This is a genomic window from Methylobacterium sp. Gmos1, from assembly GCF_053764715.1.
Genome location: NZ_JBSNCC010000008.1, coordinates 125,664 through 152,480 on the forward strand (window position 1 = coordinate 125,664; position 26,817 = coordinate 152,480).

The window sequence follows — 26,817 nt, forward strand, 5'->3', positions numbered from 1 at the left end:
CAGACATTGCAAAAATCCGGATCTTCAACCCAGTCCCGCGCGCGGCGCTCGCACAGGTCGCTGTGCGATCGCGTTTGACACGAAAAATCGTTTTTTATATGGATCGTCGACGAGTATCGAAGCCGCGCTGTCGGGGAGGGGTGTCGTGACCGAGGCGAGGAGCCGACGCGCTGCGGCCGGCCAGGACGGGGTGCGCTCCGAGCCCGGACCGGGCATGCCCGGCCTCACCCTGGTCGACGACGGCAAGAACACGATGGCGAGCCAGCTCGTCGATCGCTTGCGCGAGGCGATCGTGTCGGGACAGCTCGAGGCGGGCAGCAAGATCAACCTGGAGCGCGCCCGCGCGAGCTTCGGGGTCTCGCTGAGCCCCCTGCGGGAGGCGCTGGCCCGGCTGATCGCCGATGGGCTCGTGGTGTTCGAGGACAATCGCGGCTACCGCGTCGCGCCGGTCTCGCTCGCGAACCTGGAGGAGATCACCCGGCTGCGCGAGGAGTTCGAGGTCCTGGCCCTGCGCCAGGCGATCGCGATCGGCACCGTGGACTGGGAGGGCGACGTGATGCGCGCCCTGCATCGCATGAACCGGGTCGGGCGGGATCCGGAGCAGCCCGACACGCTGGAGCGGTGGGAAGCCTATCACCGCGAGTTCCACCTCACGCTGATCGCCGGCTGCCGGATGCCGCTGCTGCTCAACTTCTGCAGCGTGCTGCTGAGCCTGAACGACCGCTACCGGCGCTCGTTCCTGCGCCGCACCCCCGGCGGCGACCGCAACGTCGCCTACGAGCACGGCGAGATCGCGCAGGGCGCGGTCGCCCGCGATGCCGACTTCGCCTGCGACCGCCTGCGCGAGCACATCCATCGCACGGGCACCAACCTCCAGCGTCACCTCGCCGACAAGCTCGCACCTTGAGCGCGAGCCCTCCCTCGATCCTTCGAGCGACCACCATGCACGCCTCTCACGACTGGCCGCTGGGTCTGGCCCACTTCACCTGCATCGGCGTGCCGCCCGTCGAACTCGTCAGGCTCGGCGCCCGGACCGGCTGCGCTGCTTTGGGGCTGCGGCTCTACCCGGCCTTCCCGGGGGCGCCGTTCTACGAGTTGCCCACTGGCAGCGACGCCTTCCGGGAGATGCGCCGGGCGCTGGCCGACGAGGGGATGCGCGTCCACGACATCGAGTTCGTCACCCTCGACGAGGAGTTCGTGCCGGCCTCGCTCTCCGGCATGCTCGAATCCGCCGCCGGGCTCGGCGCCCGCCGCCTGAGCGTGTGCGGCGACGACCCCGACCGCCCGCGCCTCGTCGCCTGCTTCGCCGAATTGTGCGACCTCGCGGCCGGATTCGGCATCGGCGTGGATCTCGAATGCATGGCCTGGCGCCGGGTCGCCAGCCTCCCCGACGCGGTCCGGGTGGTCGAGGCCGCCGGCCGGCCGAATGGCGGCGTCCTCGTCGACGCGCTCCACCTCTCCCGCACCGGCGGATCGCCCGACGACGTGCGCGCCGTGCCGCCCGGCCTGATCCGCCACGCGCAGCTCTGCGATGCCCCGGCGCAGGTGCCGGGATCGACGGACGCGATCATCCAGGAAGCCCGGGCCGGGCGTCTCCCGCCGGGGGAGGGGGCGCTGCCGCTGGCCGCGCTGGTCGCCGCCTTGCCGCCCACGACCTCCCTGTCGATCGAGGTGCCGATCACCGGCGCCGTCTCGCCCGAGGCCCACGTCCGGGCCAATCTCGCGGCGGCCCGGCGCGTGCTCGCCGGCTGAACGCCCGCGCCTGCGACGCGCGGGTGCGTCCTGCGCCGGATCCCCGGGTTTAGGCCGCCGGCCCGGAGCATCGCTGCGACGATCCGTGAGGACGATGCGGCGCCAGTCGATCAGGGCGACGCGCAGGGCACTGGCTCAGGCAACGAGAGGGGGTTCGAGGGAGGCGGGCATCGCGCCGTCGAGTCGAGCCGTGCCGGCTGTCCGGGATCCGTTCGGATCCATCACCACGTAGCAGGTCCGGTCACGCCCCGCCGCCTTGGCTTCGTAGAGGGCGGCGTCCGCGAGCCGGAAGAGGTCATCGGGCGTGCTGCCCTGGCGCGGCAGGCCGAAGCCCAGGCCGATGCTCACCGTGATCCGTCCGACGCTGCGCCCCTCCGCCTCGACCCGGAGCCCGGCGACCGCCTCGTGCACCCTCTCGGCGACGCAAGCCGTCCCCTCCGCATCCGTCCCCGGGAGCAGGACCACGAACTCCTCGCCCCCGATGCGCGCGACGAGATCGCCGGGCCGGCGCGCACTCTGCCGCAGCGCCCGGGCGAGCGCGCGCAGCACGAGGTCGCCGACCGCGTGACCATACCGATCGTTGTAGCGCTTGAAGTGGTCGGCATCGACGACGAGCAGGCCCACGGAACCACCGTGGCGGCGCGCCTCGGCGAAGGCCCGCTCGATCGTCTCCTCGAAGACGCGGCGGTTGGGCAGGCCGGTGAGCGCATCGGTGCGCGAGAGCTGGGCCAGCTCGGCCTCGACGGCGTTGCGCCGGCGCAGCTCCCGCCCGACGAGCAGCGCCAGCCCGACCGCCACCGCGCACAGCCCGAGCACCAGGAGGGCGATCACAAAAGCCTTCTGGCGCCACTCGGCCTCGATCTCGTCCGTCGAGAGCGCGACCGTAAGGTAGAGCGGCAGGTCGCCGACCTTCGTGAACGTGTAGAGCCGCTTGATGCGGTCGCTCGGGGTCACGCCGACGATGCTGCCGCGCTCCTCGCGCAGGAAGCGCTGGACGTTCGGCGAGTCGGCGAAGTTCGGGGCGAGTTCCGGGTTGGGCACCGGATGGCGCACGATGCGGGTGCCGTCGGCGTGGAACAGGCCGATCGTGCCGTTCCGCCCGAGCTCGATGTGCTGGAACAGCTGGTCGAAGTAGGACAACGAGAGGCTGCCGAGCACGATGCCGCTGAACGAGCCCCCGGCCATGCCGATGCGCCGGCTGAGCACGATGATCGGCTTGCCCGTATGCTGCGAGATCAGCGGCTGGCTGATATGGAGCCCGAGCTCGGGGTTGGCCTTGTGGGCCTGGAAGTAGGAGCGCCCGGCGCTGTTGAGGCGCCGTGGCGGCCAACCGGCGGCGTCGTAGATGCTGTTGCCGTGCTCGTCGAGCACCAGCATCACGCCGAGGTCCTTGGCGTTGACGGCACGGTCGAACAGGATGCGCTGGCGATAGGCGGGCTTGAGTTCCTCGAGATCATGGAGCTCGAGGTTCTCGACGGTGGTGCGCAGCGCCAGGTCGATGATCTCGATGTTGCGGTCGATGTCGCGTTCGATGACCTGGAGCAGGTTCTTGGAGGTCTGCTCGGCCTTGTCCCACGCATCCCGGCGCAGCTCGAGCAGCATCACGGAGCAGACCGCGACCATGCCGACCGGCACGAGGATGCCCGCCCCGATCCAGACCCGGGTGGATCGCAGCCAGCCGCGACGGCGCTTGGTTTGCTTCATGCTCATGCACGGCCAAGACGATGCGGGTCGTGCGCGGCGGCGACCGGCCGGAACGCGCTCACGACGGTGGGATCGAGCCGGACCATCATGCCATCAAGGGGCGTGAAGGCGTCAGCGTCGTCTCCTCGGTGCCCCGGACGACGGCGTGGAGGGCGGCGCGGCGACGGCCGGCATTCCGAAGGGGCAGATCGGCAGTCCCAGGGCGGATCCTGACGATCGCGTCCAAGATCGGCACCGGCAGGGACGCGGTGCGCTCGTCGACCTGGGGCGTCGTTGGGATGGCGCGGGTCACGGGGGCAGTTCCTCGTCCGTCGTTGTTCATCGTCATGCATGGCCGGGAGGTGTGAAGCAATCTGAACTCCAGAGAACTTCCGTTGAGGTCGTTAACGAAATCGTCTGGTGCAGATCTAACGGATCCTTTCCCAAATCGATTGGTAGCGCTGCCATCCGGGCTGCGATGGCGCTCGAAGAAAACCACGGGGCCTGCGCCCGGCAAGCCGGGCTCCGGTACGCCGCGGAGGGCCTCGAAACCGGTGGCGAGCCGACCGATGATTCGGGTCCGTCGTCGCCGAGATCGCCGACCACGGCCCTGCGCCGCCCCTCGATGCGGACGCAGCAGAACCCGAGGAGGCCGGGAAGCGGGAGGGCGGAACAAGGAGCGATGCGGCCGGACGGAAACGTCAAGCGGCACGGCGTCGTCCCGAACGCCGGAACGGCAGCGCCGCGAACAATCTACGCAGGAGCTAATGTGTCAGAAAAACTATAATCGTCCAGTCAGTTCGGTTTAATCACGGTCGGTATGCACGAATTTCGCGCATGCCAGCAAAAATATCGGAATGAGAGAGCTAACAATTCCTACAACCTAAGATATACAATGCGTTTATGACTTGACGGTCGCAAATAATTCTTAACAATGCGGGCGCGGTCGTTATGGCGACACGCCGTGCCGCCGCTCGTTATGAGTTGCGCGCCGCCCTTCCAGGACAGCATGGATCATGCGCGTGAGTGACGATGGTGGGATGCCTCTCGATGATGGTGCGGTCCGCGGGCGTGGGAGCCGGCACGAGCCGATCGCGCTTCCAGGGAGCACTCGTCAATCGCGTCGCCTCGCCGATCGCCTCGCGGCCAAATCCGGGTTCGGCACGAGTCGGCGAACTGAGCTGGCGCGACGCCTGAAGGAGGCGATCGAGCGCCTTCGTGCCGTTAATGCGCGGGTCGAGCGGACAGGCCGGGTCGCACGGTCCGGGCCGGCCTTGATCCGGCTCGTCGGCGTGATCGAGCGAGCCGAAGCCGTTCTCGCGCGAGGGGCCGGGGACGATCTGGTCGATGCGGCGATCGTGGCACTCGGGCGTGCGCTGGATGGCGCCACGGCGGAATTCTCGGCCAGCCACGACCTGCCGCAGCGCCACGCGCAGTTCGAGCGGTGATCCTGCCGCTCGGCCCTCCGAGAAGCCGCAGGCATCGGGGACCGCCCGCGAGTTCGCGTCGGTGCCTGTCGTAGGGTTTGATGACGGACGTGGCGATCGCGATTTCGTCAAATCTCGCCGGCATAGGTCACTTCGTTAAGAGATCCTCGTGGCTTCTACGGTGATCGGAGAATCGCTAGGCACAGGCGGGCCAGGGGGGAAACATGCGCATTCGGAGCCTCTTCGTGTGCTGCGTCGGCACGCTCGGCCTCGTGGCTGCGGCGTCGAGTTCCTTCATCGCCTGGCAGGAATGGCAGCGATGGTCGCAGGCCAACGAGGCGCGCCAGCTCGTCGAGGTTCTTGGCGAGGTCTCGGGCTTCAACGAGCGTCTCGCCCTCGAGCGTGGTTCCTTCAACCAGCTCCTGGTCACCGACGTGACCGAGCATCCGCCGATCCAGGCCGCCGCCGCGGCCAACCGGAAGGCGACGGTCAACGCGTCCGATCGGATGACGAGGGCGCTCGCGCGCCTCGATGCCGGCGCCCGGGCGAAGCTGGAGGGCGACCTGCAGCGGGTGGTTCATCAACTGGGGGCGATACGGGCCACCGCCGACAAGGAGATCGCCCAGCCGCTGGCCGCGCGCGATCCGCAGGCGGCGAAGACCTACCAGGCCGCGACGATCGGGGTCATCGCGCAGGGGGCCAGGATGCTCGGGACGCTCGAGCTCGCCATCGCGCAGCGCAACGCGGAGATCGCCCGGGCCGTCCCCGTGGTGAGCCTGGCGATGGACCTGCGCGACGTGGGTGGGAGCCGGTCGGTCTTCCTCAGCCAGTATGCGGGATCCAGGCAGCCCTTCACGCCCGCGGTGGTCGTTCAGTTTCACGAGATGAGCGGACGCATCCAGCAGGCCTGGATCCGCCTCCAGAGCAGCGTGCTCCAGGTCCAGTCGCAGGGCCCGCTGGTCGACGCCCTCCGGACGACGGAGCGCGACTTCACCGCCGATCCGGGCGGGGTGTTCGCGGCCATGTACGCCGCCGGCCGCGACGGCACGGCGCCGCCGATGAGCTTGACGGAGTGGCGTCCCTACACGACCAAGGCGCTCCAGACGATCCTGGGGGTCCGCGACGCGGCCCTGCAGGTGACCCTGGCCACGGCCGACGCGACCATCGCGTCGGCCTTCGAGCGCCTGGCGGCGGCGCTCGGCACCCTGCTCCTGGTCCTGGCGAGCACGGCGGGCGTCACGGTCCTCTTCTCGCGCCGCGTCGTGCTTCCCCTCGGCGCGCTGGCCCGGACCATCACGCAGCTCGCCGAGGGGAGGCTGAACGTCGAGGTTCCCGGCACCGACCGGGCGGACGAGATCGGGGAAATCGCGCGGTCCGTCGATGTTCTGAAGCTGCACGGCACCGAGGCCGAGCGGCTGCGGGCCGAGCGCGAGGTGCTGCGCCAGAATGCCGAGCTGGAGCGGGCGCAGGGCATGGAGCGCACGGCCGACCAGTTCGGGAGCTCGGTGGGGGGCATCGTCGGGCACGTGGCCGTTGCGGCCGGCTCATTCGAGGAGCAGGCCGCGGCGCTCGCCGGCATGGCCAGCGAGGCGGACCGGCGCTCGACGGAGGCGGCGCGGCTCGCCCAAGCAGCCTCGCAGAACATCGAGGCGGTCGCGGCGGCGGCCGAGGAACTCTCCGCGTCGATCGGCCAGATCCGCACCCAGGCCCGGGGCTCGTCGGCGGCCGCCTCGGAGGCGACCCGGGAAGCGCTCGCGACGCGGGTGAAGATCACGGCGCTCGGCGAGGCGACGAGCCGGATCAGCGAGGTCCTCGGCCTCATCCGGGCGGTCGCCGACCAGACCAACCTGCTGGCGCTGAACGCGACGATCGAGGCGGCGCGCGCCGGCGAAGCCGGCAAGGGATTCGCCGTCGTGGCGGCGGAGGTGAAGGCGCTGGCCAACCAATCGGCCAGGGCGACCGACGAGATCGCCATGCAGATCGGGTCGGTCCACGCCGCCACGGCCGAGACCGTGGCGGCGATCGGCAGCATCACCCAGGCGATCCAGCGCGCCAACGATATGGCCGAGGCGATCGCCGTGGCAATCGACGAGCAGTCGACGGCGACGCAGGAGATCGCCCACAACATCTCGGCGGCCTCGCACGGCATGCAGCGCGCGAGCGGCGAGATCGCGTCGGTGATCGTGGCCTCGAGCGCCACGGGGCGCGCGGCCGAGACCGTGCTGAAGAACGCAGTGGCGCTGAACGGGCAGTCGGCGCAGCTGAGCGATTCGGTCGAAGGGTTCGTGCGATCGATCCGCGCCTGAGCGGTTCCGCCCGCCCGAGAAGGGCGAAAGACGTGCGCAGGGCCGGCCTCCCCGGCCCCCTTCGACGATCTGCGACGGGCCGGTTCGCGATCCCGGCGAGTGCCGTTCGTGAGCTGCGCGACGGCTTCCGCCACCATGTCCGATGCCGCTTGACGACCCGCCCATAAGCGACGGCGAAATCCGGCGCGGTCGCGCAGCGTTCCAACCGGGACCCGGAATCGGGCGGCGAACTCGGATCGCGACAGGCCGAGCCCGGTCCTGGTCCGGCGGATCAGGCGTGCGCGCGGGCCGCAGCCGAGCGCATCGACCGTCACGTCGACATTCTCGGCATCGGCCGGATCAGCCGGCAGTCCTGACGCACGGACGGGATGAGCCGGCGATTGTCATCCACCGCGGTACACGACGCTGTAGGCCCTGATGCCGACAGGCTTACCATTTCATCGCAAGCCACCGCCCCTTTCCCGGATGTCCTCCCACTTCGATTCAGTCGTCCGGGAAAAGGAGTGGCTGACGATGGCGCGAGGGCCTGCCGGTACCACGTCTGAGAGCCTGATCGACTAGCATTGCAGGTGCACTCTCTATGTTGTCCTCCTATATGCGAGCGTTTTGCATTTGTGAGAAGCGAATGCTCGCCACCGTTACAATGGACGATCCAACTAGCTCTGATTTGACAAGACGAGTCGTCCGACGGCCGATCCGGCTTCAAGACGTCGCATCGCGTCCTCTGCCTGATAGAGGGGGATCGTCTCGGTTTCGACGAGGGTCAGGCCGTACCTTCGCACGAGGTCGACGAGGTCGCGCAACTCGCCGAGATTACCGACATAGGAGCCCGTCAGCGTCAGGGCGCGCAAAGGCAGGAGCGGCAGCGACAGCGAGATCTCGCCGCCGAACATGCCGACCGTGATCGAGCGTCCGCCGCGCCGCAAGGTATCGAGGGCGAAGCGCGCCGTCTCGGCATTGCCGACAAAATCGATCGCTGCCGCAAGCCCGTTCTCGAGGCCGAGGAGGGTCGTACGTGCGCCTGGATCGACAGGGTCGAGGACCAGGTCGGCGCCGAGCGACAAGGCCCGTGCACGCTTGTCGGGCGCCGTGTCGGCGACAGCGATGCGGGTATGGCCGAGAGCCCGCGCGAGGCGCAGGGCGCTCTGCCCGAGGCCGCCCGCACCAATCAGCAGCAACCAGTCCCGGCCGGGATCGACACCGACCTTGCGCAGGGCGGAGAAGGCGGTCAGCCCCGAACAGGCCAGTGTCGCGGCGGAGGACGGCTCAAGGTCCTCGACGTCGATCAGGTAACGGGGATGCGGTACGACGACCTTCTCGGCGAAGCCGCCCGGCCGGTGCACGCCGAGGCAGCGCCCGGCGGCGCACAGATTCTCCTCGCCTGAGAGGCAGCGGTGGCAGTGGCCGCAGCCGATCCATGGGAAGACGAGGACGCGCCGGCCGATCCCGACGTCGCCCGCCTCGGGTCCCGCCGCGGCGATGCGGCCGAGAATCTCGTGGCCGAGGGTCACGGGCGGCTTTACCCCGCGCTCGGCGAGGCTAAGGCGCCGCCCGCCGCCAAGGTCGTAATGGCCTTCGCGCAGATGCAGATCGGTGTGGCAGACGCCGCAGCGCTCTACGTCGATCACCACCTCGCTGCCGCACGGCACGGGATCGTCCTCGACCAGGATGCAGAGCGGGCGCCCGAATTCGGTGACGGCAAAGCGCTTCACGGTTGCGTCTCCTTTGCTGTGCGCACCAGCGGGCAGCCGCCCTCGGCGAGCGGGCGGAAGGCCTCGTCGCCGGGGATGCGGCGTACGAGCTTGTAGAGGTCCCACTCGCCCGTCGATTCCGCCGGGGTCTTGGCCTGGAAGAGGTACATGTCGCGGATCACCCGACCATCGGCGCGCAACGTGCCGCCATGGGTCATGAAGTCCTCGATCGGCGTGCGACGCATCTGCGCCATTACGGCATCCGGGTCCTTGCTGCCGACCGCTTTCACGGCCTTCAGGTAGTGCAAGGCGCCGCTATAGGCGCCGGCCTGGGTCATGCTCGGCATGCGCTTCATCCGGGCGAAGAACCGGCGCGACCACGCCCGCGTCGCCTCGTCCTGATCCCAGTAGAAGGCTTCCGTCAGCAGCAGGCCCTGCGCCACCTTGAGGCCGAGGGAGTGGACGTCGCTCAGGAAGGCAATAAGCGCGACGAGCTGCATCGAGTCGGTGAGGCCAAATTCCCGCGCCTGCTTGATCGCATTCGTCGTGTCGGTGCCGCCATTGGCGAGACCCAGGATCTTCGCCTTCGAGGCCTGCGCCTGTAGCAGGAAGGAGGAGAAGTCCTGCGTGTTGAGGGGCGCGCGTACCGCGCCGAGGACGCGCCCGCCGCTCGCCTTCACCACTGCGGCGGTATCGCGCTCCAGCGCTTGGCCGAACACGTAGTCGGCGGTGAGGAAGTACCAGTCGGTACCGCCTTGGCGCACCACGCTCGAGCCGGTGCCCCTGGCCATGGCATAGGTGTCCCAGGTCCAATGCGCCGTATAGGGCGAACAGAACTTGCCGGTGATGTCGGAAGAGCCGGCGCTTGTGACGAGGGCGATCTTCTTCTTTTCGTTGGCGAGGTTCATCACAGCGAGCGCCATCGCGGAGGAGGGCAGGTCGGTGATGACGTCGACGCCTGAGTCGTACCATTGCCGGGCGATGTTGGCAGCGACGTCCGCCTTGTTCTGCCCGCCGGCCGAGACCACCTCGATCGGCCGGCCGAGCACGCTGCCACCGACATCCTCGACCGCCATTCTCACCGCCTCGACGGCGCCCAGGCCCCCGATATCGGCGTAGGTGCCCTCCAGATCGACGAGGACCCCGATCCTGACCGGGCCCTGGTCGGCGGCCCGTGCCGGGAGAGCGAGGCCGGCTGCGAGGCATGAAGCCGCGAGCCCTATCGAAAGGCCCCTCCATCGTAACCCTGTCATCGTGGCGTCTCCTCCCTGTCTCTCGAAGCCCGCGGCGTTTTCGCCGTCGGGCCGTGGCGTGTTCAGCCGGTTCCGGTCTCGAACGCGGCCCCGGTGGCGAGCAGCGCGTCGGTCTCCGCTTCGCTCAGGCCGAGGGCGTGAAGCACGACACGGGTGTCGTAGCCCGCCGGCGGCGCCGGCCGGCCGGCGGAGGCCGGCGCTCCGTCGTGCAGGATCGTCGGCCGGATGGTGCGCACCGTGCCCTCGGTCGGGTGCGCATCCGTGCCGATCAGCCCAACCGCGGCGAGGTGGGGATCACGCTCCAGCGTCTCGAGCGTGTGGCAGGGCATGGCCGGCACGTCGGCCTGAGCGAAGACCGCGAGCCACTCGGCGGTCGTGCGCGCCGCCAGAGCCTCGGATCGGATGCGGAACCACAGGTCGACGTTGTGGAACCGGTCGGTGACGGTGGCGAGCCGCGGATCGTCGATCAGTTCGGCCCGCCCGACCGCTCGCAGGAAGGCGTGGACCTGCGCGTCGGAATTGGCCGTCAGACTGATCCAGCCGTCGGCCGTGGCGAGGGGCCGGTTCTCCGGATTGAGCACGCGGGCATCGCCGGCCCGGCCGAGCGGCGGGTCGAAGGTCCGCGGGCCGAGATGTTCGTGAAGCACGAAGGCCGCCATGGTCTCGTGCATCGGCACTTCGAGCGTCGCACCCGCGCCCGTCCGCTCACGGGCGAAGAGGGCGGCGAGGATCGCCGAGGCGGCGATCTCGCCGGTGACGTGGTCGGCTAGGAGCAGCGGCGCGTAGAGCGGGCGGCCGTCGCGCCGCTCGGAGAGGCCGGCAATGCCCGACACGCCCTGCACCACGCTGTCATAGGCCGGGCGACCGCGATAGGGCCCGCCGGGGCCGAAGCCGGTGATCGTGCAGTGAACGAGCCGCGGGAACCTACCACGTAGGCCTTCCGCGTCGAGGCCGAGCCGGGCCAACGCCTCCGGGCGCATGTTGGCGACGAGGATGTCGCTTGTCGCGATCAGGCGCTCCAGCACTGCGCGGGCGGCCGGCATTTTGAGGTCGAGGCCAAGCGCGCGCTTGCCGCGGTTCAGGTGGAGGTACGAGCCGGCGTGGCGCCCCCCGGGCGAGGGGCCGCCCAGGCAGCGGAGCATGTCGCCGCCGGGAGGCTCGATCTTGATCACCTCGGCACCGAAATCGGCGAGCCGCAGCGTGCAGGCCGGGCCGACCACGACGCTCGTGAGGTCGATCACCCGGATGCCGGCGAGCGGCCGGGTGGCGGGGGAGGGCTCGCTCATCGGAAGGTCGCCTCGAGCGCGACCGCCCCGGCCTCGTTCTCGGCCCAGGCCCGCCATTCGCCCGCCTCACGCTGCGCCTTCAGGTGCATCGGACGCCCGCAATAGAGTGGCCTGAGCGTACGGTAGCCGAAGGCGGCGGGCTCCCGTCCGGCGGTCGCCCGGACGAGTTCCAGCACGAGCAGCGCCGTGAGGGCGCCGTTGACCACGAGGGCCGGGTAGCCTTCGCGACCCATGGCGTAGGGCGCGTCGTAATGGATGCGGTGAGCGTTGAAGGTGAGGGCGCAGAAGCGGAACAGCAGCGTCTCGTCGGGCGTGATGGTGCGCGCGACGTCGAACGGCCGCGGAGGACTGTCCTGCGGCGGGGCGGCAGGGTCTGTGCCAGGCGGGGCCGCCTCGCGCAGAACGTAATCCTCGTGCTCCGCGACGACCTCGCGCGCGGCGACGCTGAGCACGTTGAGAACCGCCACGACGGCGATCCGGCCGTTACGGCCGGTCTTCTCCGCGATGCTCTCGATTTTGGTGCGTCGCCTGACCGTCGCCCCGAGGGAAATGTCGCCCGCATAGGCCGCCCGTCGTCCACCGAGCATGACCCTGGGCAGGCCGAGATCCGGGAGCGCCACCCCCGGCCCTGCATAGCCGTCCGGCCGCAATGCCGATTGCGCCAGGCCGGTGGGAAAAAGGCCGACGTGCCAGCCACGGGGAAGGACGGTACGCCGCGCGACCTCACTCCCGTCGCGGTCGAGCAGGGCCGCGATCCGGCGCGAGAGGCCCGGCGTGGCGATATCGTCCGTCCACGTTTCCATACCCGCATCGACCGTTTGGCTCATCGGGCACTCCTGGGGCGGTCCGGGACGGCGCGACTAACGCCCATTCTTGCCTCAAACAGCGTCGCGATCCGCAGCACCCCCGGCTTGAGTACCGCGCCGTCCAACCGGTTGGGGGCAGGCTGCGCCACGTCGAGGAGCCCGGACCGATGGAACCCAGTATCGCGCGCGACCGTGCCGAAGCACTCGCCGACGCGTGTGCGCACGTCGTCGATGACGGAAGAGGGACTAGAGCATTTTCCGACGAAGTGGATACCGGTTCGCCGCAGAAAATGCGGCACAATCAAAGACCTAGAGAGCTTCGCGATTGCAACGCAATCGTTAAGCGCTCTAGCCGGCGCAGCGCGAAAGATCGCCTCGACGCCTTCAGCCCTCAGGGCGGCCGCGAGCGCCCGCGCGATCGCCACGGGTTGCGTGACGCCCCCACCACCGACCTCCATCGCCCAGGGCCGCTCCTCCGCTCGGTTCATGTCGCCCGCTTTCCGCCGTCCCTCACCCAGGATCGTCCCGTATGCTCGTCGGCGTTCACAGTTGAGAATATCGTTCACTGGGCGAAATGGAAGCGCATTCGCCGCTCGTCCGGCGACTGCTCGTGTGGCGGCCTTCCGGAGGCGGTCGAATGGCTCGTGGCGTCAGGCAGAGCGTTAGCGTTGCGCCCCATGAATCAGCGTCGGACCTTCATTATCAAACACCTCCACCATCCGCAGCGAGCCAATCAGAGGTGTCTGAGATGCCGAGGGATGGTCAATGCTCTCGACGCTGTGCGACTCGCCTTGGCAAAACTCCGGCTTTGCAGGAAAGTGTTGCTTTCAGTCGAGCGTCGCTCCGGATTCCTTCACGACGGAGCCCCACTTGGCGATCTCGTTTGCCATGAAGGTGCCGAACGCCTCGGTCGAGAGCGGGCGGGAGGTCGCCCCGAGTGCGTCGAACTTCGCGATGATCCCCGGCTCCTGCAATGCCCGGACGGTCTCGGCATTGAGGCGCTGGACGATGTCGGAGGGGGTTCCCTTGGGCGCCACCAGCCCGTTCCACGCAATGGCGACGTAGTCGGGCAGGGCCGCTTCCCGGATGGTCGGGATATCCTTGGCCCGCGGCAGCCGCTCCGCCGAGGTGATGCCGAGCGCCCGTACCCGTCCGCCCTCCACGTGCGAGAGTACGGACTGGGTGGTGTCGAACATCAGATCGACCCGTCCTGCGATCACGTCGGTGATCGCGGGCGCGCTGCCACGATAGGGGATGTGGGTGAGCTTGATCCCCGCCATCGAGGCGAAGAGCTCGGCCGCAAGGTGGGTCGACTGGCCGACGCCCGACGAGGCATAGTTGAGGGTGCCGGGCTTCTCCTTGGCCGCCGCGATGAGGGCGCGCACGTCGCGCCATGGCGCCGCCTCCGGCACCACCAGAACGAGCGGGTTCTCCGTGAGGAGCGCAACGGGGGCGAAGCTCTTGAGCGTGTCGTAGTTGAGCTTGCGGAACAACGTCATGTTGATGGCGTGCGCCGTCGTGGCGACGCCGAGCGTGTAGCCGTCAGGCACAGCGCGAGCGACGACATCCATGCCGAGGTTGCCGCCTGCCCCCGGCCGGTTGTCGATCACCAAAGGCTGGCCGAGGGCCACGGACAGCCGTTCGCCGACGATTCGGGCCGTGATGTCGGTCGAGCCGCCGGGCGGATAGGGTACGACGACGCCGATTGGCCGCGCCGGCCAGGCGGCGCCACGGGCAGCCCTCGGCGCCAGTGCGAGGGCGCCGGCGAGGCAAGCGGCAAGGTCTCGGCGTCGGATCATGGCGTGTGGTCCTCCTCGTCGCTCTCGAACACGACCGCGTCGAGCGCCGCGCAGTCGTCCGGGTCGCTGCCGACCACGATGGGGTTCACGTCGAGACTCAGGATGCGGCGGTCGCCCGTCATCAGCCGGCCGACCGCGACCGCGGCGGTGAGGTAGCGGTCGAGGGCGAGCGGTGGCTCGCCCCGCGTGCCGGCGACGACCGGGGCAATGCGCAGGCGACCGATCGCCCGGCGCACGTCGTTCTCGTCGAAGGGCGGCAGCAGGAGGGCGACGTCGGGCATCGCCTCGACGTACTTGCCGCCGTCGCCCACCACCACGACCGGTCCGAAGAAGGCGTCGCGGTGGGCGCCCAGCATCAATTCGCGCCGCCCGCGCATCATGGCGGCGACAATGACGCCAGCGAAGGCACTCCCGTGCCGCTCGAGGCCTGCCCGGCAGGCCTCGAAGGCCGCCGCGACGGAGGCGGCGTCGCTGAGCCCGAGATGGACGAGGCCGAGCTCGCTCTTGTGCGCCACGTCCGGCGAGCAGCCTTTCACGGCGACGAGCCCGCCGAGGGCGGCCGCCGCCGCGACCGCCTCCTCGGGCGTGCGGCAAAGCCGGTGCGGCACGACCGGAATCCCCGCCCGTGCGAGGCGCGCCAGGCTCCGCGCCTCGTCGAGGAGGCGGGGCGCACACGGGGACATGGGCGCGACCGCCGCGACGATCGGGCGACCGGCCGCCGCCTGCATCCGCTCGTGATGGACGATGAACTGGTGCAGCGCCCGCACCGCTGCGCCCTCGCCGGAAAAGACCGGCAGGCCGCGCTCGCGGAAGGGCTTGGCGACGAGGTCCTGCGGCGCGACGATTACCACCGGCTTGCCGGTCGCGGCCGCGAAGGCGGCGGTGTCGCGGCCGAAGGTGTCGACGTCGTAGGCCCGGCCCGCCACTGGCACGCCGATAAGGAAGGCATCCGCCGAAGGGTCGCGGGCGATCACCGGCAGGATCTGGCTGAACAGGGCGCTGTTCGTCATGAGCGCCGCCGTGATGTCGACGGGGTTCCGCACCGAGGCGAAGCTCGGCAGGATCTTGCGGAGCTCTCCTTGCGTGTCCTCCCTCAGGGGCGCCAGGGTGAGGCCGGCGGCCGAGGCGGCATCCGCCGCCATCACGCAGGTCGCGCCCGAATTGCTGATCGCCACCATGCGGCGGCCCTCCGGCCGCCAGCCCTTGAGATAGAGCTCCGCCGCCTCGACGAGGTCGGCGGTGTCTCGCGCGCGCCAGATCCCGTGCTGCTCCAAGAAGGCGTCCACCACCCGGTCCTCGTTGGCGAGTGCACCAGTGTGGGACTGCGCGGCGGCCTGCCCAGCTGCGGTGCGGCCGGATTTCAGCGCGACGATCGGCAATCCGTGCGAGCGGGCGACCTCCGCCGCCTGCGCGAGGTGGTGCGGGTCCGGGATGCTCTCCAGGTAGAGGAGGAGGAGCTTCAGCGCCCGATCCTCGGCCACCGCGGCGGCGAGTTCGCAGACGGTGACATCGGCGTCGTTGCCGGTGGCGTGGGTGTGGCGCACCCCGATGCCGCGCCCGCGCAGCAGCCCGTAGGGCACGACGCTCATCGCCCCGCTCTGGCTGACGATGCCGACCGGGCCGTCCAGCGGCGGAACCTCCAGGAACATGCTGGAGAAGCTCGCTACCGCCCCCGTGCCGAAATTCGCCAGTCCCTGGGAGTTGGGGCCGATCACCCGCATGCCGCGGGCCCGGGCGCGCTCCACCATGGCGCGCTCGGCCGCCTTGCCGTGCGGGGAGTCCGTCTCACCGAAGCCGGAGGCCATCATGATGGCGACCGTGACGCCCATGGCGCCGCATTCGTCGAGGGCTGCGACCGCCGCCTCGCCCGGGACCGCCACGATGGCGACGTCCGGCGCCCGGGCGAGGTCGGAGAGGCGCGGCACCGCGCGCAGGCCCTGGACCTCGTCCCGCCGCGGGTTGACCGGGATGACCTCGCCGCGAAAGCCGAACTGCGAGAGGTAGAGGAGCGGCCGCCCGCCGATCTTGTCCGGGTTCTCCGAGGCCCCGATCACCGCGATGCTGCGCGGGTCGAGGGCCGCTGCGAGATTCGCCATCACTCGAGCTCCTGCGGCAGGCAATAGGGAACGCTCCCGGCCCCGAAGGTACGGAAGGCGGTGCGCACGGGCGCGCCGATCGCCAGCCCCTCGGCCGCGTGGGCCATGAAGCGGAAGCCCTCCTCGGCGTCGATCAGCGCGACGACGTAGGGCGCGTGGGCTGCGAGTTCCGGCGACGGCGCCCGCGCCACGGTGGTCAGCGCGTAGACCCGGCCGCGGCCGGAGGCCTGCGCCACCGCCAGGTCTCGGGCGCCGCAGGCAGGGCAGAACGGACGGCGGAAATACTGGACGTCGCCGCAGGCGCGGCAGCGCGCGAATGCGAGGCCCTCGCCGCCCCGCGTCCAGTCCGCAGGCTCGCGACCCGAAGGGTTCGGTCTCATCGGGCATTCTCCAGCACGAGGGTGACGTGAGAGGACAGGACGCCACCGTCGCCGTGCAGCAGCGCCAGGGCCGGCGGCCGGACCTGGCGGGCTCCCGCCTCGCCGCGCATCTGCCGCACCGTCTCGGCGAGGTGCGCCATGGCGCCCCCGACCCCGCAATGGCCGTAGCTCAGGAGACCGCCATGGGTGTTGAGCGGCATGACGCCGACGGGATCGAAATGCCCCTCGGCGGCGAGCCGCCCCGCCCCGCCCCGCGGCGCGAGGCCGATCTCCTCCAAAAGGATCGCCAGGGTGATGGTGAAGCTGTCGTAGATCGCCGCGTAGCCGATGTCGGGGAGTCCGACGCCCGCCGCGGCGAGCGCGCGGGCCGCGCAATCGCCCGCCCCGAAGGCGGTGAGGGAGGCGGCGGCGCTGACGTGCTGATGGGTATGGGCCTGGGCCGCCCCGCGGATGCGGGGCCCGCGCCGCCCCACCTCATCCCGGGCGATCACGAAGGCCGCACCGCCATCCGAAACCGGGCAGCAATCGAGAAGACGCAGGGGCGAGGCGATGGGCTTCGAGGCCCGGACCTCCTCCGCGGTGATCGGATCGCGCAGGTGGGCGCCCGGCGTGCGGGCGGCGTTGGCGCGCATCAAGACCGCGAGCGCCGCGAGGTCCTGCTCGCCGTGTTCGTGCGCGTAGCGGGCGGCGACGAGGCCGTAATAGGCGGGGATCGTCGGGCCGAGCGGCACCTCGAAGACGGGATGCCCGACCTGCGCGAGGGTCTGGATCGCGGCGTCGCGGGACTGGCCTGTGAGGCGGTTCTCCCCCGCCACCACCAGGATCCGCCGCGCCGCCCCGGCCTCGACCAGGAGGTGGGCGAGCATCACCAGCGCGAAGCCGGTGGCGCCGCCGAGCTGCACCGCGTGCGCGTAAGTCGGGCGCAGCCCGAAATGCTCGGCAAAGACGGTCGAGAGCATCAGGTGCGGGTGGGTGGTCGAGTAGCCGGTGATCAGCCCGTCGATGTCGCCCCGCTCAAGCCCCGCATCCGTCAGCGCATCGGCAGCCGCGATGCTCATCAGGTCGAGCGTGGATTGCCCCTCGCGGCGCCCGAACGGCGTCAGCCCGACGCCCGCGACGGTGCTCACCAGGCCGTTACCGGCACAGGCCGGAGCCCGTAGGTCCATGGTGCGGAACGAAGCATCGGGTATCCTCCGGGCGGGCCGCGCGGAAATTCCAGCGCGATCTCTGTTCGGAAGATGGTTGCCTTTCCGATTAGACCCTGTCAACACTGTTACGTCCGCTGGAACGACATCGATTGCTGCGGGTGAGGGAGGGCGAGTGCGACCGCAAGAGTTTCGCATGACGGAACTCATCCCGAAGGGCGGCGTACTCGCGAAACGCACGGAGAGCCACCGTGGACCGTCGGCTGTGCTTGGGCATGCTCGCGTCGCTAACCGTCTTCGGGACGGCGCGGGCCGCCTATCCGGACCGGATCATCCGGATCGTGGTCCCGTTCCCGCCCGGCGGGACGACCGACATCCTGGCGCGCCTGGTCGCCGACCGGCTCGACAAGCGCTTCGGCCAGCACGCCATCGTAGACAACCGGCCGGGCGCCTCGGGCAACATCGGCACGAAGGCCGTCGCGGGCAGCGCGCCGGACGGCTACACCCTGGTGATGGCGACCATCAACACCCATGGCATCAATGCCGCGGTGTTCCGCAGCCTGCCATACGACCCGGTGCGCGACTTCGCGCCGATCACCGTGGTCGCCTCCACGCCGAACGTGCTCCTGGCCAACCCATTGCTCGGGGTCGCCGACCTCGCAGGGCTGATCCGGCTGGCCCGTGCCACGCCCGGGGGCCTGGCCTTCGGCTCGACCTCGACGGGCGGCTCGCCGCACATGTCCGGCGAGCTCCTCAAGTTGATGGCCAGGATCCCGCTCACCCACGTCCCCTATCGGGGCGGCGGTCCGATGCTCAACGACCTCATCGCCGGCCACGTCAAGCTCGGGTTCGACAACCTGCCCTCGGCGATCGGGCACGTGCGGGCCGGAACGCTGCGGGCGCTCGCTGTGACGACGGCCGCCCGCTTCCCCGGGCTTCCGGACGTGCCGACCATGGCGGAGGCCGGGGTGCCCGGCTACGAGGTCGCGGCCTGGTTCGGGCTGCTCGCGCCCGCCGGGACCCCGCGCCCGATCGTCGACCTGCTGCAATCGCGCATCGCCGCCGTACTGGCCGAGCCGGAGACCACGGCCCGCCTCCTCGAACTCGGCGCGACGCCGGGCGGCACCGCCCCCGACGCGTTCGGGCAGATGGTAAGCAACGAGGTCGCCCGGTGGCCGGAGATCGTCGCCCAGACCGGCGTCGCGGTCGAGTAGAAATTCAGACGCATCACTCCAGTAGAAAATCCCGCGCCGCCGTTGAATGAAATAATTCCGGCGTCGCCATCGATCACAGGGGGAACGGGATGGCGGGCTTGCGGATCGGGTCGGGCTCGGCCTGGTGGGGAGACCGGCTGGAGCCGGCGCGCCTCAACGCCGAGCAGGGCGACCTCGACTATCTCTGCTTCGAGACCATGGCGGAGGCGACGATCTCCGCCGCGCAGGTGCGCAAGCGCCGCGATCCGGGCTTTCCCGGCTATGACACCTACCTCGATGACCGGATGCAGCGGGTGCTGCCCGGCTGCCTGCGGCGGGGCACCCGGATCATCAGCAACCAGGGCTGGATCAACCCGGAGGGGGCGGCCGAGCGGATCGTCCATTGGCTGCGCGAATGCGGGGCGCCGAAGGGCACGAAGGTCGCGGCGATCTCGGGCAGCCTGATCACCGACCGCGTCCTCGACCTCACCGACACGCTGATGGAGGACGGGCGGCCGAGCGCGTCGCTCGCCGGCTCAATCGTCTCGGCCGAGGCCTATATGGGCGCCGAGCCGATCGTGGCGGCCCTGCGGGAGGGCGCGCAGATCGTCGTCACCGGACGCGTCGCCGATCCGTCGATCTTTATGGCACCGATGATGCACGAATTCGGCTGGGATCCCCTCGACCACGACCGCCTGGGGCCCGGCAACGGGATCGGGCACGTGCTCGAATGCGGTGCGCAGGCCACCGGCGGCTACTTCTGCGATCCCGGCTTCAAAGACGTGCCGGACCCCTGGGACCTCGCCTTCCCGATCGCCGAGGTCGAGAGCGACGGCTCGGCGATCATCACCAAGGTCACCGGGACCGGCGGCGCCGTCACGGTCCGGACCCTGAAGGAACAGCTGTTCTACGAGGTGCACGACCCGGCGAACTACATCACGCCGGACGTGGTGGTCGACTTCACCACGACCGAGCTCGATGAGGTCGGCCACGACCGCGTGCGGGTGTCGCGCATCTCCGGCAAGCCGCGCACCCCGACCCTCAAGGTGTCGATCGCCTGCCAGGAGGGCTTCGTCGGCGAGGACATGTTCTTCTACGCCGGGCCGGGAGCCTTGCGCCGGGCGGAGCTCGCCAAGCGCATCCTTGAGGAACGATTCCGGATAGTCGGCCTTCAGGCCGAGGAGATCCGCATCGACTTCGTCGGTCTCAACGCCATCCACGGCGGCAGCGCGGCCCGCACCGGCCCAGAGCCCTACGAGATCGCCGTGCGGGTCGCCGCCCGCACCCGGACCCGCGAAGAGGCGCTCAAGGTCGGCCGCGAGGTCGACGGCATGGCGGTGTCGGGCGTCGGCATGACCGGGAAGCGCGTGCCGCACCAGGACCGCACCCGCGAGGTGATCGGCGTCTGGTCGTCGCTCGTTCCCCGCGAGGCGCTTTCCCCCGTCACCACCTTCTTCGAGAGCTGAGAGCCCATGCGCCTGCCCCTGCAGCACGTGGCCCACGTCCGCTCCGGCGACAAGGGCAACACCTCGAACATCACGGTCATCGCCTACGAGCCGGACCTCTACCCCTACCTTAAGGAGCAGCTGACGGCCGAGCGCTTCAAGGCGTTCTACGCCGGCATGGTGACGGGCAAGGTCACCCGCTACGCGGTCGACCGGCTCGGCGTGCTCAACTTCGTCGCCGAGGGGGCGCTCGGCGGCGGCGTGTCCCGCTCGCTCTGCCTCGACAATTACGGGAAGGCTCTCTCCGCGGCGATCCTTGGCTTCGAGATGGAGGTGCCGGAGAGCGCCGCCAACCTCCTGCGCAACTACCATCCGGAGGTAGCGTGATGGCCGCGATCCTGCCGCTCACCGTGCTCCACCACCTGAACCGGCGGGACTGAGCATGCACGCCTCCGCGTCCATCGCCCGCCGTTACGCCGCGGGCGGCCTGATGCTCCTCTTCGGCCTCGCGGCGGTGCTGGAGGCCCGCGCCCTCGGCCTCGGCACCTTGGCGCGGGTCGGCCCCGGCCTCTTTCCGATGCTGGTCGGCGGCGCGCTCGGCGTGATCGGACTCATGATCGCCGCGACGCCGGAGGCGGCGGAGCACGAGGACGAGGGGGGCCGGCCGGACTGGCGCGGCTGGTTCTGCATCGTGCTCGGGATCGTGCTGTTCATGGTGCTCGGCGAGCATCTCGGCCTCGGGCCCGCGACCTTCGCCTGCGTCTTTGTCTCGGCGCTCGGCGACCGCAGAGGCAGCCCGCGCGCCGCGCTGGTGCTAGCGCTCGCGATGACGGTGGTGGCGGGGCTGGTCTTCACCCTGGCGCTGAAGTTCCAGATGCCGTTCTGGCGGGGATAGGGTCATGGACAGCACCGTCGCCAACCTGATCCACGGCTTCTCGATCGCGCTGCAGCCGCACAACTTCCTGTTCAGCCTAGTCGGCGTGCTGATCGGCAACCTCATCGGCGTGCTGCCCGGGATGGGCATCATGGCGACGATCTCGATCCTGCTGCCGCTCACCTTCGGGATGCCGCCGGTCGCCGCGATCCTGATGCTGGCGGGGATCTATTACGGGGCGCAGTACGGCGGGGCGATCTGTTCGATCCTGCTCAACCTGCCTTGCCACCCCTCTCACGCGGTGACCTGCCTCGACGGCTACCCGATGACGCGCCAGGGCCGCGGCGGCGTGGCGCTGGGCATCACGATGCTGGCCTCGTTCTTCGGCGCCGCCTGCGGCATCGTGCAGATGATCCTGTTCGCACCACTCCTCGTGCGCATCGCCTTCCAGTTCGGCCCGGCCGAGATCAGCACCCTGATGCTGCTCGGGCTTCTCGCCGGGGCGACGCTGGCGCGGGGCTCGGCCCTGAAGGGCGTGGCGATGACGCTCGTTGGGCTGATCCTCGGCTGCGTCGGCAGCGACCTCGACACCGGCACGAGTCGGTTCACCTTCGGGGTAATGTCGCTCTACAACGGCATCGACCTCGTGGCGGTGGCACTCGGGTTCTTCGGCATCGCCGAGTTCCTGAAGAGCATCAACAGGCTCACCGTCGGCGACCTGTCGGGCGTGACGGTGCGGATGCGCGACATGCGCCCGAGCCGGGCCGACCTGCGCGAGGCCGCCCTGCCGATCCTGCGCGGCACCCTGGTCGGCAGCCTGTGCTCGCTGATCCCCGGGACGGGTCCGACCATCGCATCCTTCATCGCCTACGCGGCCGAGAAGCGGGTGAGCCGCCATCCCGAGCGGTTCGGCCGCGGCGCGATCGGTGGCGTGGCGAGCCCGGAGGCCTCGACGCATTCCTCCGTCCAGGGCGACTTCGTGCCAACCATGAGCCTCGGCATCCCGGGCGACGCCGTGATGGCGCTGATCCTCGGCGCGCTGATCATCCAGGGCATCACGCCGGGGCCGCAGCTCATGACCGAGCACCCGGACGTGTTCTGGGGCCTCATCGCGAGCTTCTGGATCGGCAACATCCTGCTCGTCCTCCTGAACGTGCCGCTGATCGGGATCTGGGTGCGGTTGCTGCAGATCCCGTTCCGTTTCCTGTATCCGTGCGCCCTGTTCTTCATCTGCGTCGGCGTCTACAGCACGAACAACGAGATGTTCGGTGTGCTGCAGACGCTGATGATCGGGATCATCGGCTACGGGCTGATGAGGCTCGGCTTCCACCCGGCCCCGGTCCTGCTCGGCTTCGTGCTCGGCCCGCGGCTGGAGGAGAACTTCCGTCGCGCCCTGCTGCTCTCGCGGGGCGATCCGTGGACTTTCGTCGGCAGCCCGATCAGCGCGACCTTCGTGGCGCTGGCGGTGCTGCTCGTGGGCACGCAAGTGTTCCTGGCCTGGCGCGGCCGGCGCCGCTCACGGGTAGATGCCGTGCTGGCCGGAGACGAGCGGGGCCGCCGGATGGCGCCGACCGAGGCGCCCGCGGTGACCGGGTCGCTCAAGGTGTGAGGAACGTGGAGCACCCGTCCCCGCGGCGTCGCTTCCGCCCGTCGAATCCGCTTGCGGACCGCGCTTGAGGATCCCTCAGCCCTCTCCCGGCATCCGGCGAGAGGAGACCAGACGCACCCACCATCCCCTGAAGCGGAAGGTTGGGTCGCCAAGACCAAGACGATGAGCCGGTCCGATCCAGCAGGGGAGGTGTGGAATGCGATCATCAGCGTGGATCTGCGGGCTTGCCGCTTGCCTCGGCGTGCTCTCGTCCGGACCCGGCCGGGCCGCGGAGCCGATCCGCATCGGATGGCTCTCCTCGCTCACCGGGCCGCTCTCCTCGGCGGCCATCGCCGAGAACCAGGGCGTGCAATTCGCCATCAAGGAGATCAACGCGGCCGGCGGCATCGACGGCCGCCCCCTCGAACTCCTCACCCGCGACACCGCGGGCGAACCCACCAAGGCGGTGAACCTCGCCCAGCAGCTCCTGTTCAGCGACAAGGTGCAGTTCATTATCGGGCCGGTGAATTCCGGCGAATCCCTCGCCACCGTGCCGATCGTCGCCCGAGCCGGCATCCCCAACATCGTCATCGGGACGATCGACGAGCTCACCGATCCGAAGAAGTACCCGCTGGCCTTCCGGGCCATCAACACCAACCGGCAGTGGATCGGGGGCGGCAACGCCTACGCCCTCGACGTGCTCAAGCGCCGGAAGGTGGCGGTGATCGGCGATACCTCGGGCTACGGCACGTCGAGCGCCAGGACGGCGGCCGCGCTCCTGGAGCAGGCCGGGGTCAAGCCGATCTACTCGGTTCTGATCGATCCCAACAAGACCGACCTCACCGACGAGATGACCAAGGCGCGAGCTGCGGGCGCCGACGTGGTGATGCCCTGGTCCGCCGCCACCGGCCTGATGGCCCGGATCCTCAACACCCGCGGCGATATGGGCTGGGACGTGCCGGTGGTGGGCCACCCCGCGATCATGGCGCTCCCGATCAAGGCCCTGCTCAACAAGCCGGATTACTGGCAGAACGCCTTCGCGGCCGGCTACCAGAGCACGACCTACGTCGACGGCAAGCTGCCCCCACGCACCCAGGCCCTGATCGACAAGATCAAGCCGGCGCTCGGCGGCACCATCGACTTCACCTTCTGGTGGGTTGCCCTCGGCTACGACACCGTGAAGATCATCGAGCACGCCGTGAAGCAGGCCGGATCGACCGATCCGCAGAAGATCAAGGCGGTGCTCGAATCGACCCGGGACCTTCCCGGCGTCTATGCCAGCTACAGCTGGAGCCCGCAGGACCACAACGGTTTCCCGGACAAGAACATCGTGGCCGACATCGCGGCCTCGTTCCGGGACGGCTGCTACGAGGCGGCCCCTCGGTGATCGCGCGACGCGAAGGAGCAACCTCATGCTGGCCGTGATCGTCTCGGGCCTCGCCATCGGCGCCGTCTACGCGGCGACGGCGCTCGCCTACAACGTGATGTACTCGACCTCGCGCGTGCTGAGCGTCACGACCGGTCACCTCTGCATGTTGGGCGGGGTGGTCGGCGCCTGGCTCATCGCGGGCCTCGGGCTGCCCGGGGTGCTCGGCCTCACGGGCGCCGTGCTGGCCGGGGCGGCGGCCGGCGCCGTCACCGAGATCGTCGGCGTGCGCCGGGTTCTCGCCCGCTCCGACGAGCATCTCTGGCTCCTCTCCACCCTGGCGCTCGCCACCATGCTGCAGCAGTTGGTCGGGCTGTGGTGGGGCACCGAGCCGCGGCCCTTCCCGCGGGTGATCCCGCAGGACTTCTCCGCCGGCCTCCTCGACCAGAAATACTGGCTGCCGGTAGTCGCAGTACTCGCCATGACGGTGGGGCTCGAGGCCTTCACCCACATGACCCTCTGGGGCAAGCTGTTCCAGGCCACCTCCGAGGACGCGTTCGCGGCCCGTGCCCGCGGCATCCCGACCGATCGGGTGCGCCTGACCTCCTACCTGCTCGCCGGTGCGCTCGGCGGGCTCGCCGGCTTCGCGGCCGGCCAGCTCACCTTCGCGTATTTCGCGCTCGGCCTCTCGCTGACCCTCAACGGGTTCATCGCGCTCGCGGTGGGGGGGCTCGGCAGCAACCTCGGGGCGCTGATCGGCGGGGCCGGGCTCGGGCTGCTCTCAGCCTTCGCAACCTACTGGTTTGGCGGCGAGTACCAGCAGACCATCGCGGTCGGGCTGCTGATGCTGGTCCTGCTGCTGCGGCCCGAGGGGCTTCTCGGCAACAAGCGGGTGAGGCCGGTCTGATGTCTCACCCTGCCCTCCGCGCCTGCCTGACGATCCTCGCCATCCTCGCCGTCGCCTCCCTGCCGGCTTGGTCGGGCGACCTCTATCAGGTCCACCTCGCCTCCCTGATCGGCGCCTACTGGGTGCTGGTCGCGGGCCTCAACCTCGTGGTCGGCTTCGCCGGCCAGCTCTCGATCGGGCATGTCGGGCTTCTCGCAGTCGGCGCTTACGGCTTCGCGATCCTCGCCGGCACCCTCGGCCTCGACCCGTTCCTGGCGCTGCCGCTCTGCGGAGGGCTCGGGGGCCTCGGCGGCCTCCTCCTCGGCCTGCCGTCCCTGCGGCTGCCCGGCTTCTACTTCGCCATGGTGACGATGGCCTTCGCGCTGATCGTCGGCGAACTGTCCCTGGCCTGGAGCAGCCTCACGGGCGGCGGCACCGGCCTGTCGGTGCCTGGCTTCCCGGCGCCCTTCGACACGCCCCGGGGCCAGTACGGCCTGATCCTCACGCTCGGGGCCGCTGTCACCGCCATGACTTGGAACCTCGCGCGGTCGATGTGGGGGCGCGCGCTGATCGCGGTGCGCGACAGCGAGGTCGCGGCGGCCTCGGTCGGCGTCAACCTGTTCCGGGCCAAGCTCACGGTGTTCGTGTTCTCCGGGGTGACCGCCGGGGTCGCAGGCGCGCTGTTTGCCGCGCTCCAGACCTACATCACGCCGGACACGTTCGTGTTCGACATCGGCCTGTTCTTCTTCGTCTGCATCATCATCGGTGGGCGCGGCAGCATCCTGGGACCACTGATCGGCACCGCCATGCTAACCGACCTGCCCGAGATGGTGGCGCCGCTCGCCCGGCTCGGCAACTTCTTCTACGGCCTCGCCCTCCTGGTCGTGGTGCTGCTGGTGCCTGACGGCATCGGCCGCCTCGTCGCCACGCTCGCCGTCCGCCTGCGGCCCACGCCCCACGGCAGTCACGAGGTCCGGCCGGACCTCACCCGCCTGCGCCGCGCCCTGGATGCGGCACCGCTCGAGCCAGGTGCACCCGCGCCGGCATCCCTCGCCAGAGAGGCCCTGCCGTGAGAGCGCCAGCCTCGGACGCCCTCAGCGCGCGGGCGATCACCAAGCGCTTCGGCGGCGTCACCGCCCTCGATACCGTCACCCTCGACCTGCGCACAGGGGAGATCCACGGGCTGATCGGCCCCAACGGCTCGGGCAAGACCACGCTCCTCAACCTCCTGTGCGGCTACTACCGCCCGGACGACGGGGACGTGCAACTCGACGGTACCTCGCTCGCCCGTCGCTCCGTCCAGAGCCGGCCGCGGCTCGGCATCGCCCGCACCTTCCAGAAGCCGCGGCTGCTTCCCTCCCTCAGCGTGCTCGACAACGCGATGCTCGGCGCCTGGCGCGAGGTGCGATCGGGCTTCCTGTCGGCGGCCCTCGCCTGGCCGGCTGCTCGCCGCGAGGAGCGCGCGATCCGCGCCCACGCCGCGGACCTTGTCCACGGGCTCGGGCTCGGCTACGCGATCGATCGGCGGGCAGGCGGGCTGGAGCATGCCGAGCAGCGCTTCCTGGAGATCGCCCGGGTGCTGGCGTTGCGCCCGCGCTTCCTCCTCCTCGACGAGCCAGCCGGGGGCCTGACGGGTGCTGAGATCGGACATCTCGCCGCCATCCTGGGGGCGATCCGGGAGAGCGGCGTCGGCATCCTCCTCGTCGAGCATCACACCGACTTCGTGTTCCGCGTCTGCGACCACGTCACCGCCCTGGACCGCGGCCGGCTGATCAAGCACGGTCGGCCCGACGAGGTCCGCCGCGACGTCGAGGTGGTGCGCGTCTACTTGGGAGCCTGAC

Annotated in this window: 24 protein-coding genes; 13 read left to right on the forward strand and 11 right to left on the reverse strand. The window is 70.1% G+C overall.

The window, feature by feature from the left end:
* Positions 1–214: 214 nt before the first annotated feature.
* Together ACS5PV_RS17425 and ACS5PV_RS17430 are read left to right on the forward strand one after the other, a co-directional pair.
* The gene (locus tag ACS5PV_RS17425; protein WP_455396715.1) at positions 215–907 is read left to right on the forward strand and encodes a GntR family transcriptional regulator; all 693 of its coding nucleotides are present in this window, start codon (positions 215–217) and stop codon (positions 905–907) included.
* A gap of 35 nt (positions 908–942) precedes the next feature.
* The gene (locus tag ACS5PV_RS17430) at positions 943–1,752 is read left to right on the forward strand and encodes a sugar phosphate isomerase/epimerase family protein (protein WP_455396602.1); all 810 of its coding nucleotides are present in this window, start codon (positions 943–945) and stop codon (positions 1,750–1,752) included.
* 135 nt (positions 1,753–1,887) lie between these two features.
* Here the strand turns inward: ACS5PV_RS17430 and ACS5PV_RS17435 are convergent, their stop codons facing one another.
* Positions 1,888–3,456: a sensor domain-containing diguanylate cyclase gene (locus ACS5PV_RS17435; RefSeq protein WP_455396603.1), complete on the reverse strand. Its 1,569-nt coding sequence runs from the start codon at positions 3,454–3,456 to the stop codon at positions 1,888–1,890.
* 85 nt (positions 3,457–3,541) lie between these two features.
* Positions 3,542–3,748, reverse strand: a complete 207-nt coding sequence (locus ACS5PV_RS17440) for a hypothetical protein (protein WP_455396604.1) — start codon at positions 3,746–3,748, stop codon at positions 3,542–3,544.
* Positions 3,749–4,451: 703 nt separating this feature from the next.
* On the opposite strand from ACS5PV_RS17440, the gene ACS5PV_RS17445 reads away from it, so the two are divergent.
* Positions 4,452–4,883, forward strand: coding sequence for a hypothetical protein (locus ACS5PV_RS17445; RefSeq protein WP_455396605.1), 432 nt, complete (start codon positions 4,452–4,454; stop codon positions 4,881–4,883).
* Positions 4,884–5,086: 203 nt separating this feature from the next.
* Positions 5,087–7,168, forward strand: a complete 2,082-nt coding sequence (locus tag ACS5PV_RS17450) for a methyl-accepting chemotaxis protein (protein ID WP_455396606.1) — start codon at positions 5,087–5,089, stop codon at positions 7,166–7,168.
* A gap of 656 nt (positions 7,169–7,824) precedes the next feature.
* Here the strand turns inward: ACS5PV_RS17450 and ACS5PV_RS17455 are convergent.
* From ACS5PV_RS17455 to ACS5PV_RS17495, 9 genes are all read right to left on the reverse strand, one after another.
* A complete protein-coding gene (locus ACS5PV_RS17455; RefSeq protein WP_455396607.1) occupies positions 7,825–8,817 on the reverse strand; it encodes an alcohol dehydrogenase catalytic domain-containing protein in 993 nt (330 codons plus the stop codon).
* A 59-nt stretch (positions 8,818–8,876) separates the two neighbouring features.
* On the reverse strand, positions 8,877–10,112 hold the full coding sequence (locus ACS5PV_RS17460; RefSeq protein ID WP_455396608.1) for an ABC transporter substrate-binding protein: 1,236 nt from the start codon (positions 10,110–10,112) through the stop codon (positions 8,877–8,879).
* A 62-nt stretch (positions 10,113–10,174) separates the two neighbouring features.
* Positions 10,175–11,398, reverse strand: a complete 1,224-nt coding sequence (locus ACS5PV_RS17465; protein ID WP_455396609.1) for a CaiB/BaiF CoA transferase family protein — start codon at positions 11,396–11,398, stop codon at positions 10,175–10,177.
* Positions 11,395–12,225 (reverse strand): FAS1-like dehydratase domain-containing protein, encoded by an 831-nt coding sequence (locus tag ACS5PV_RS17470; protein ID WP_455396610.1) that lies wholly within the window; start codon positions 12,223–12,225, stop codon positions 11,395–11,397. The genes ACS5PV_RS17465 and ACS5PV_RS17470 overlap by 4 nt, the downstream gene beginning before the upstream one ends.
* A complete protein-coding gene (locus tag ACS5PV_RS17475; RefSeq protein WP_455396611.1) occupies positions 12,222–12,692 on the reverse strand; it encodes a hypothetical protein in 471 nt (156 codons plus the stop codon). Before ACS5PV_RS17475 ends, ACS5PV_RS17470 begins: the two co-directional genes overlap by 4 nt.
* A 339-nt stretch (positions 12,693–13,031) precedes the next feature.
* The gene (locus tag ACS5PV_RS17480; RefSeq protein WP_455396612.1) at positions 13,032–14,003 is read right to left on the reverse strand and encodes a tripartite tricarboxylate transporter substrate binding protein; all 972 of its coding nucleotides are present in this window, start codon (positions 14,001–14,003) and stop codon (positions 13,032–13,034) included.
* Positions 14,000–16,099, reverse strand: coding sequence for an acetate--CoA ligase family protein (locus tag ACS5PV_RS17485; RefSeq protein WP_455396613.1), 2,100 nt, complete (start codon positions 16,097–16,099; stop codon positions 14,000–14,002). Before ACS5PV_RS17485 ends, ACS5PV_RS17480 begins: the two co-directional genes overlap by 4 nt.
* Entirely contained in the window at positions 16,099–16,479 is a 381-nt protein-coding gene (locus tag ACS5PV_RS17490; RefSeq protein WP_455396614.1) for a Zn-ribbon domain-containing OB-fold protein, read from the reverse strand. Before ACS5PV_RS17490 ends, ACS5PV_RS17485 begins: the two co-directional genes overlap by 1 nt.
* The gene (locus ACS5PV_RS17495) at positions 16,476–17,606 is read right to left on the reverse strand and encodes a thiolase family protein (protein WP_455396615.1); all 1,131 of its coding nucleotides are present in this window, start codon (positions 17,604–17,606) and stop codon (positions 16,476–16,478) included. Before ACS5PV_RS17495 ends, ACS5PV_RS17490 begins: the two co-directional genes overlap by 4 nt.
* 269 nt (positions 17,607–17,875) lie before the next feature.
* Between ACS5PV_RS17495 and ACS5PV_RS17500 the strand changes: the two genes are divergently transcribed.
* The 9 genes from ACS5PV_RS17500 (at position 17,876) to ACS5PV_RS17540 (ending at position 26,816) form a co-directional block, all read left to right on the forward strand.
* A complete protein-coding gene (locus ACS5PV_RS17500) occupies positions 17,876–18,838 on the forward strand; it encodes a tripartite tricarboxylate transporter substrate binding protein (protein ID WP_455396616.1) in 963 nt (320 codons plus the stop codon).
* Between the two features lie 89 nt (positions 18,839–18,927).
* Complete coding sequence (locus ACS5PV_RS17505) at positions 18,928–20,283, forward strand: acyclic terpene utilization AtuA family protein (protein WP_455396617.1); 1,356 nt, start codon at positions 18,928–18,930, stop codon at positions 20,281–20,283.
* A 6-nt stretch (positions 20,284–20,289) separates the two neighbouring features.
* Positions 20,290–20,649 carry an AtuA-related protein gene (locus ACS5PV_RS17510; protein ID WP_455396618.1) on the forward strand — a complete coding sequence of 120 codons (360 nt, stop codon included), beginning with the start codon at positions 20,290–20,292 and terminating at the stop codon, positions 20,647–20,649.
* Between the two features lie 55 nt (positions 20,650–20,704).
* Positions 20,705–21,157 (forward strand): tripartite tricarboxylate transporter TctB family protein, encoded by a 453-nt coding sequence (locus ACS5PV_RS17515; RefSeq protein WP_455396619.1) that lies wholly within the window; start codon positions 20,705–20,707, stop codon positions 21,155–21,157.
* A gap of 4 nt (positions 21,158–21,161) precedes the next feature.
* Positions 21,162–22,745: a tripartite tricarboxylate transporter permease gene (locus ACS5PV_RS17520; protein ID WP_455396620.1), complete on the forward strand. Its 1,584-nt coding sequence runs from the start codon at positions 21,162–21,164 to the stop codon at positions 22,743–22,745.
* Between the two features lie 196 nt (positions 22,746–22,941).
* The gene (locus ACS5PV_RS17525) at positions 22,942–24,111 is read left to right on the forward strand and encodes an ABC transporter substrate-binding protein (protein WP_455396621.1); all 1,170 of its coding nucleotides are present in this window, start codon (positions 22,942–22,944) and stop codon (positions 24,109–24,111) included.
* 25 nt (positions 24,112–24,136) lie between these two features.
* Positions 24,137–24,997, forward strand: coding sequence for a branched-chain amino acid ABC transporter permease (locus tag ACS5PV_RS17530; RefSeq protein WP_455396622.1), 861 nt, complete (start codon positions 24,137–24,139; stop codon positions 24,995–24,997).
* On the forward strand, positions 24,997–26,049 hold the full coding sequence (locus ACS5PV_RS17535; RefSeq protein WP_455396623.1) for a branched-chain amino acid ABC transporter permease: 1,053 nt from the start codon (positions 24,997–24,999) through the stop codon (positions 26,047–26,049). The genes ACS5PV_RS17530 and ACS5PV_RS17535 overlap by 1 nt, the downstream gene beginning before the upstream one ends.
* Entirely contained in the window at positions 26,046–26,816 is a 771-nt protein-coding gene (locus ACS5PV_RS17540) for an ABC transporter ATP-binding protein (protein WP_455396624.1), read from the forward strand. Before ACS5PV_RS17535 ends, ACS5PV_RS17540 begins: the two co-directional genes overlap by 4 nt.
* The last annotated feature ends 1 nt before the right edge of the window (position 26,817 follow it).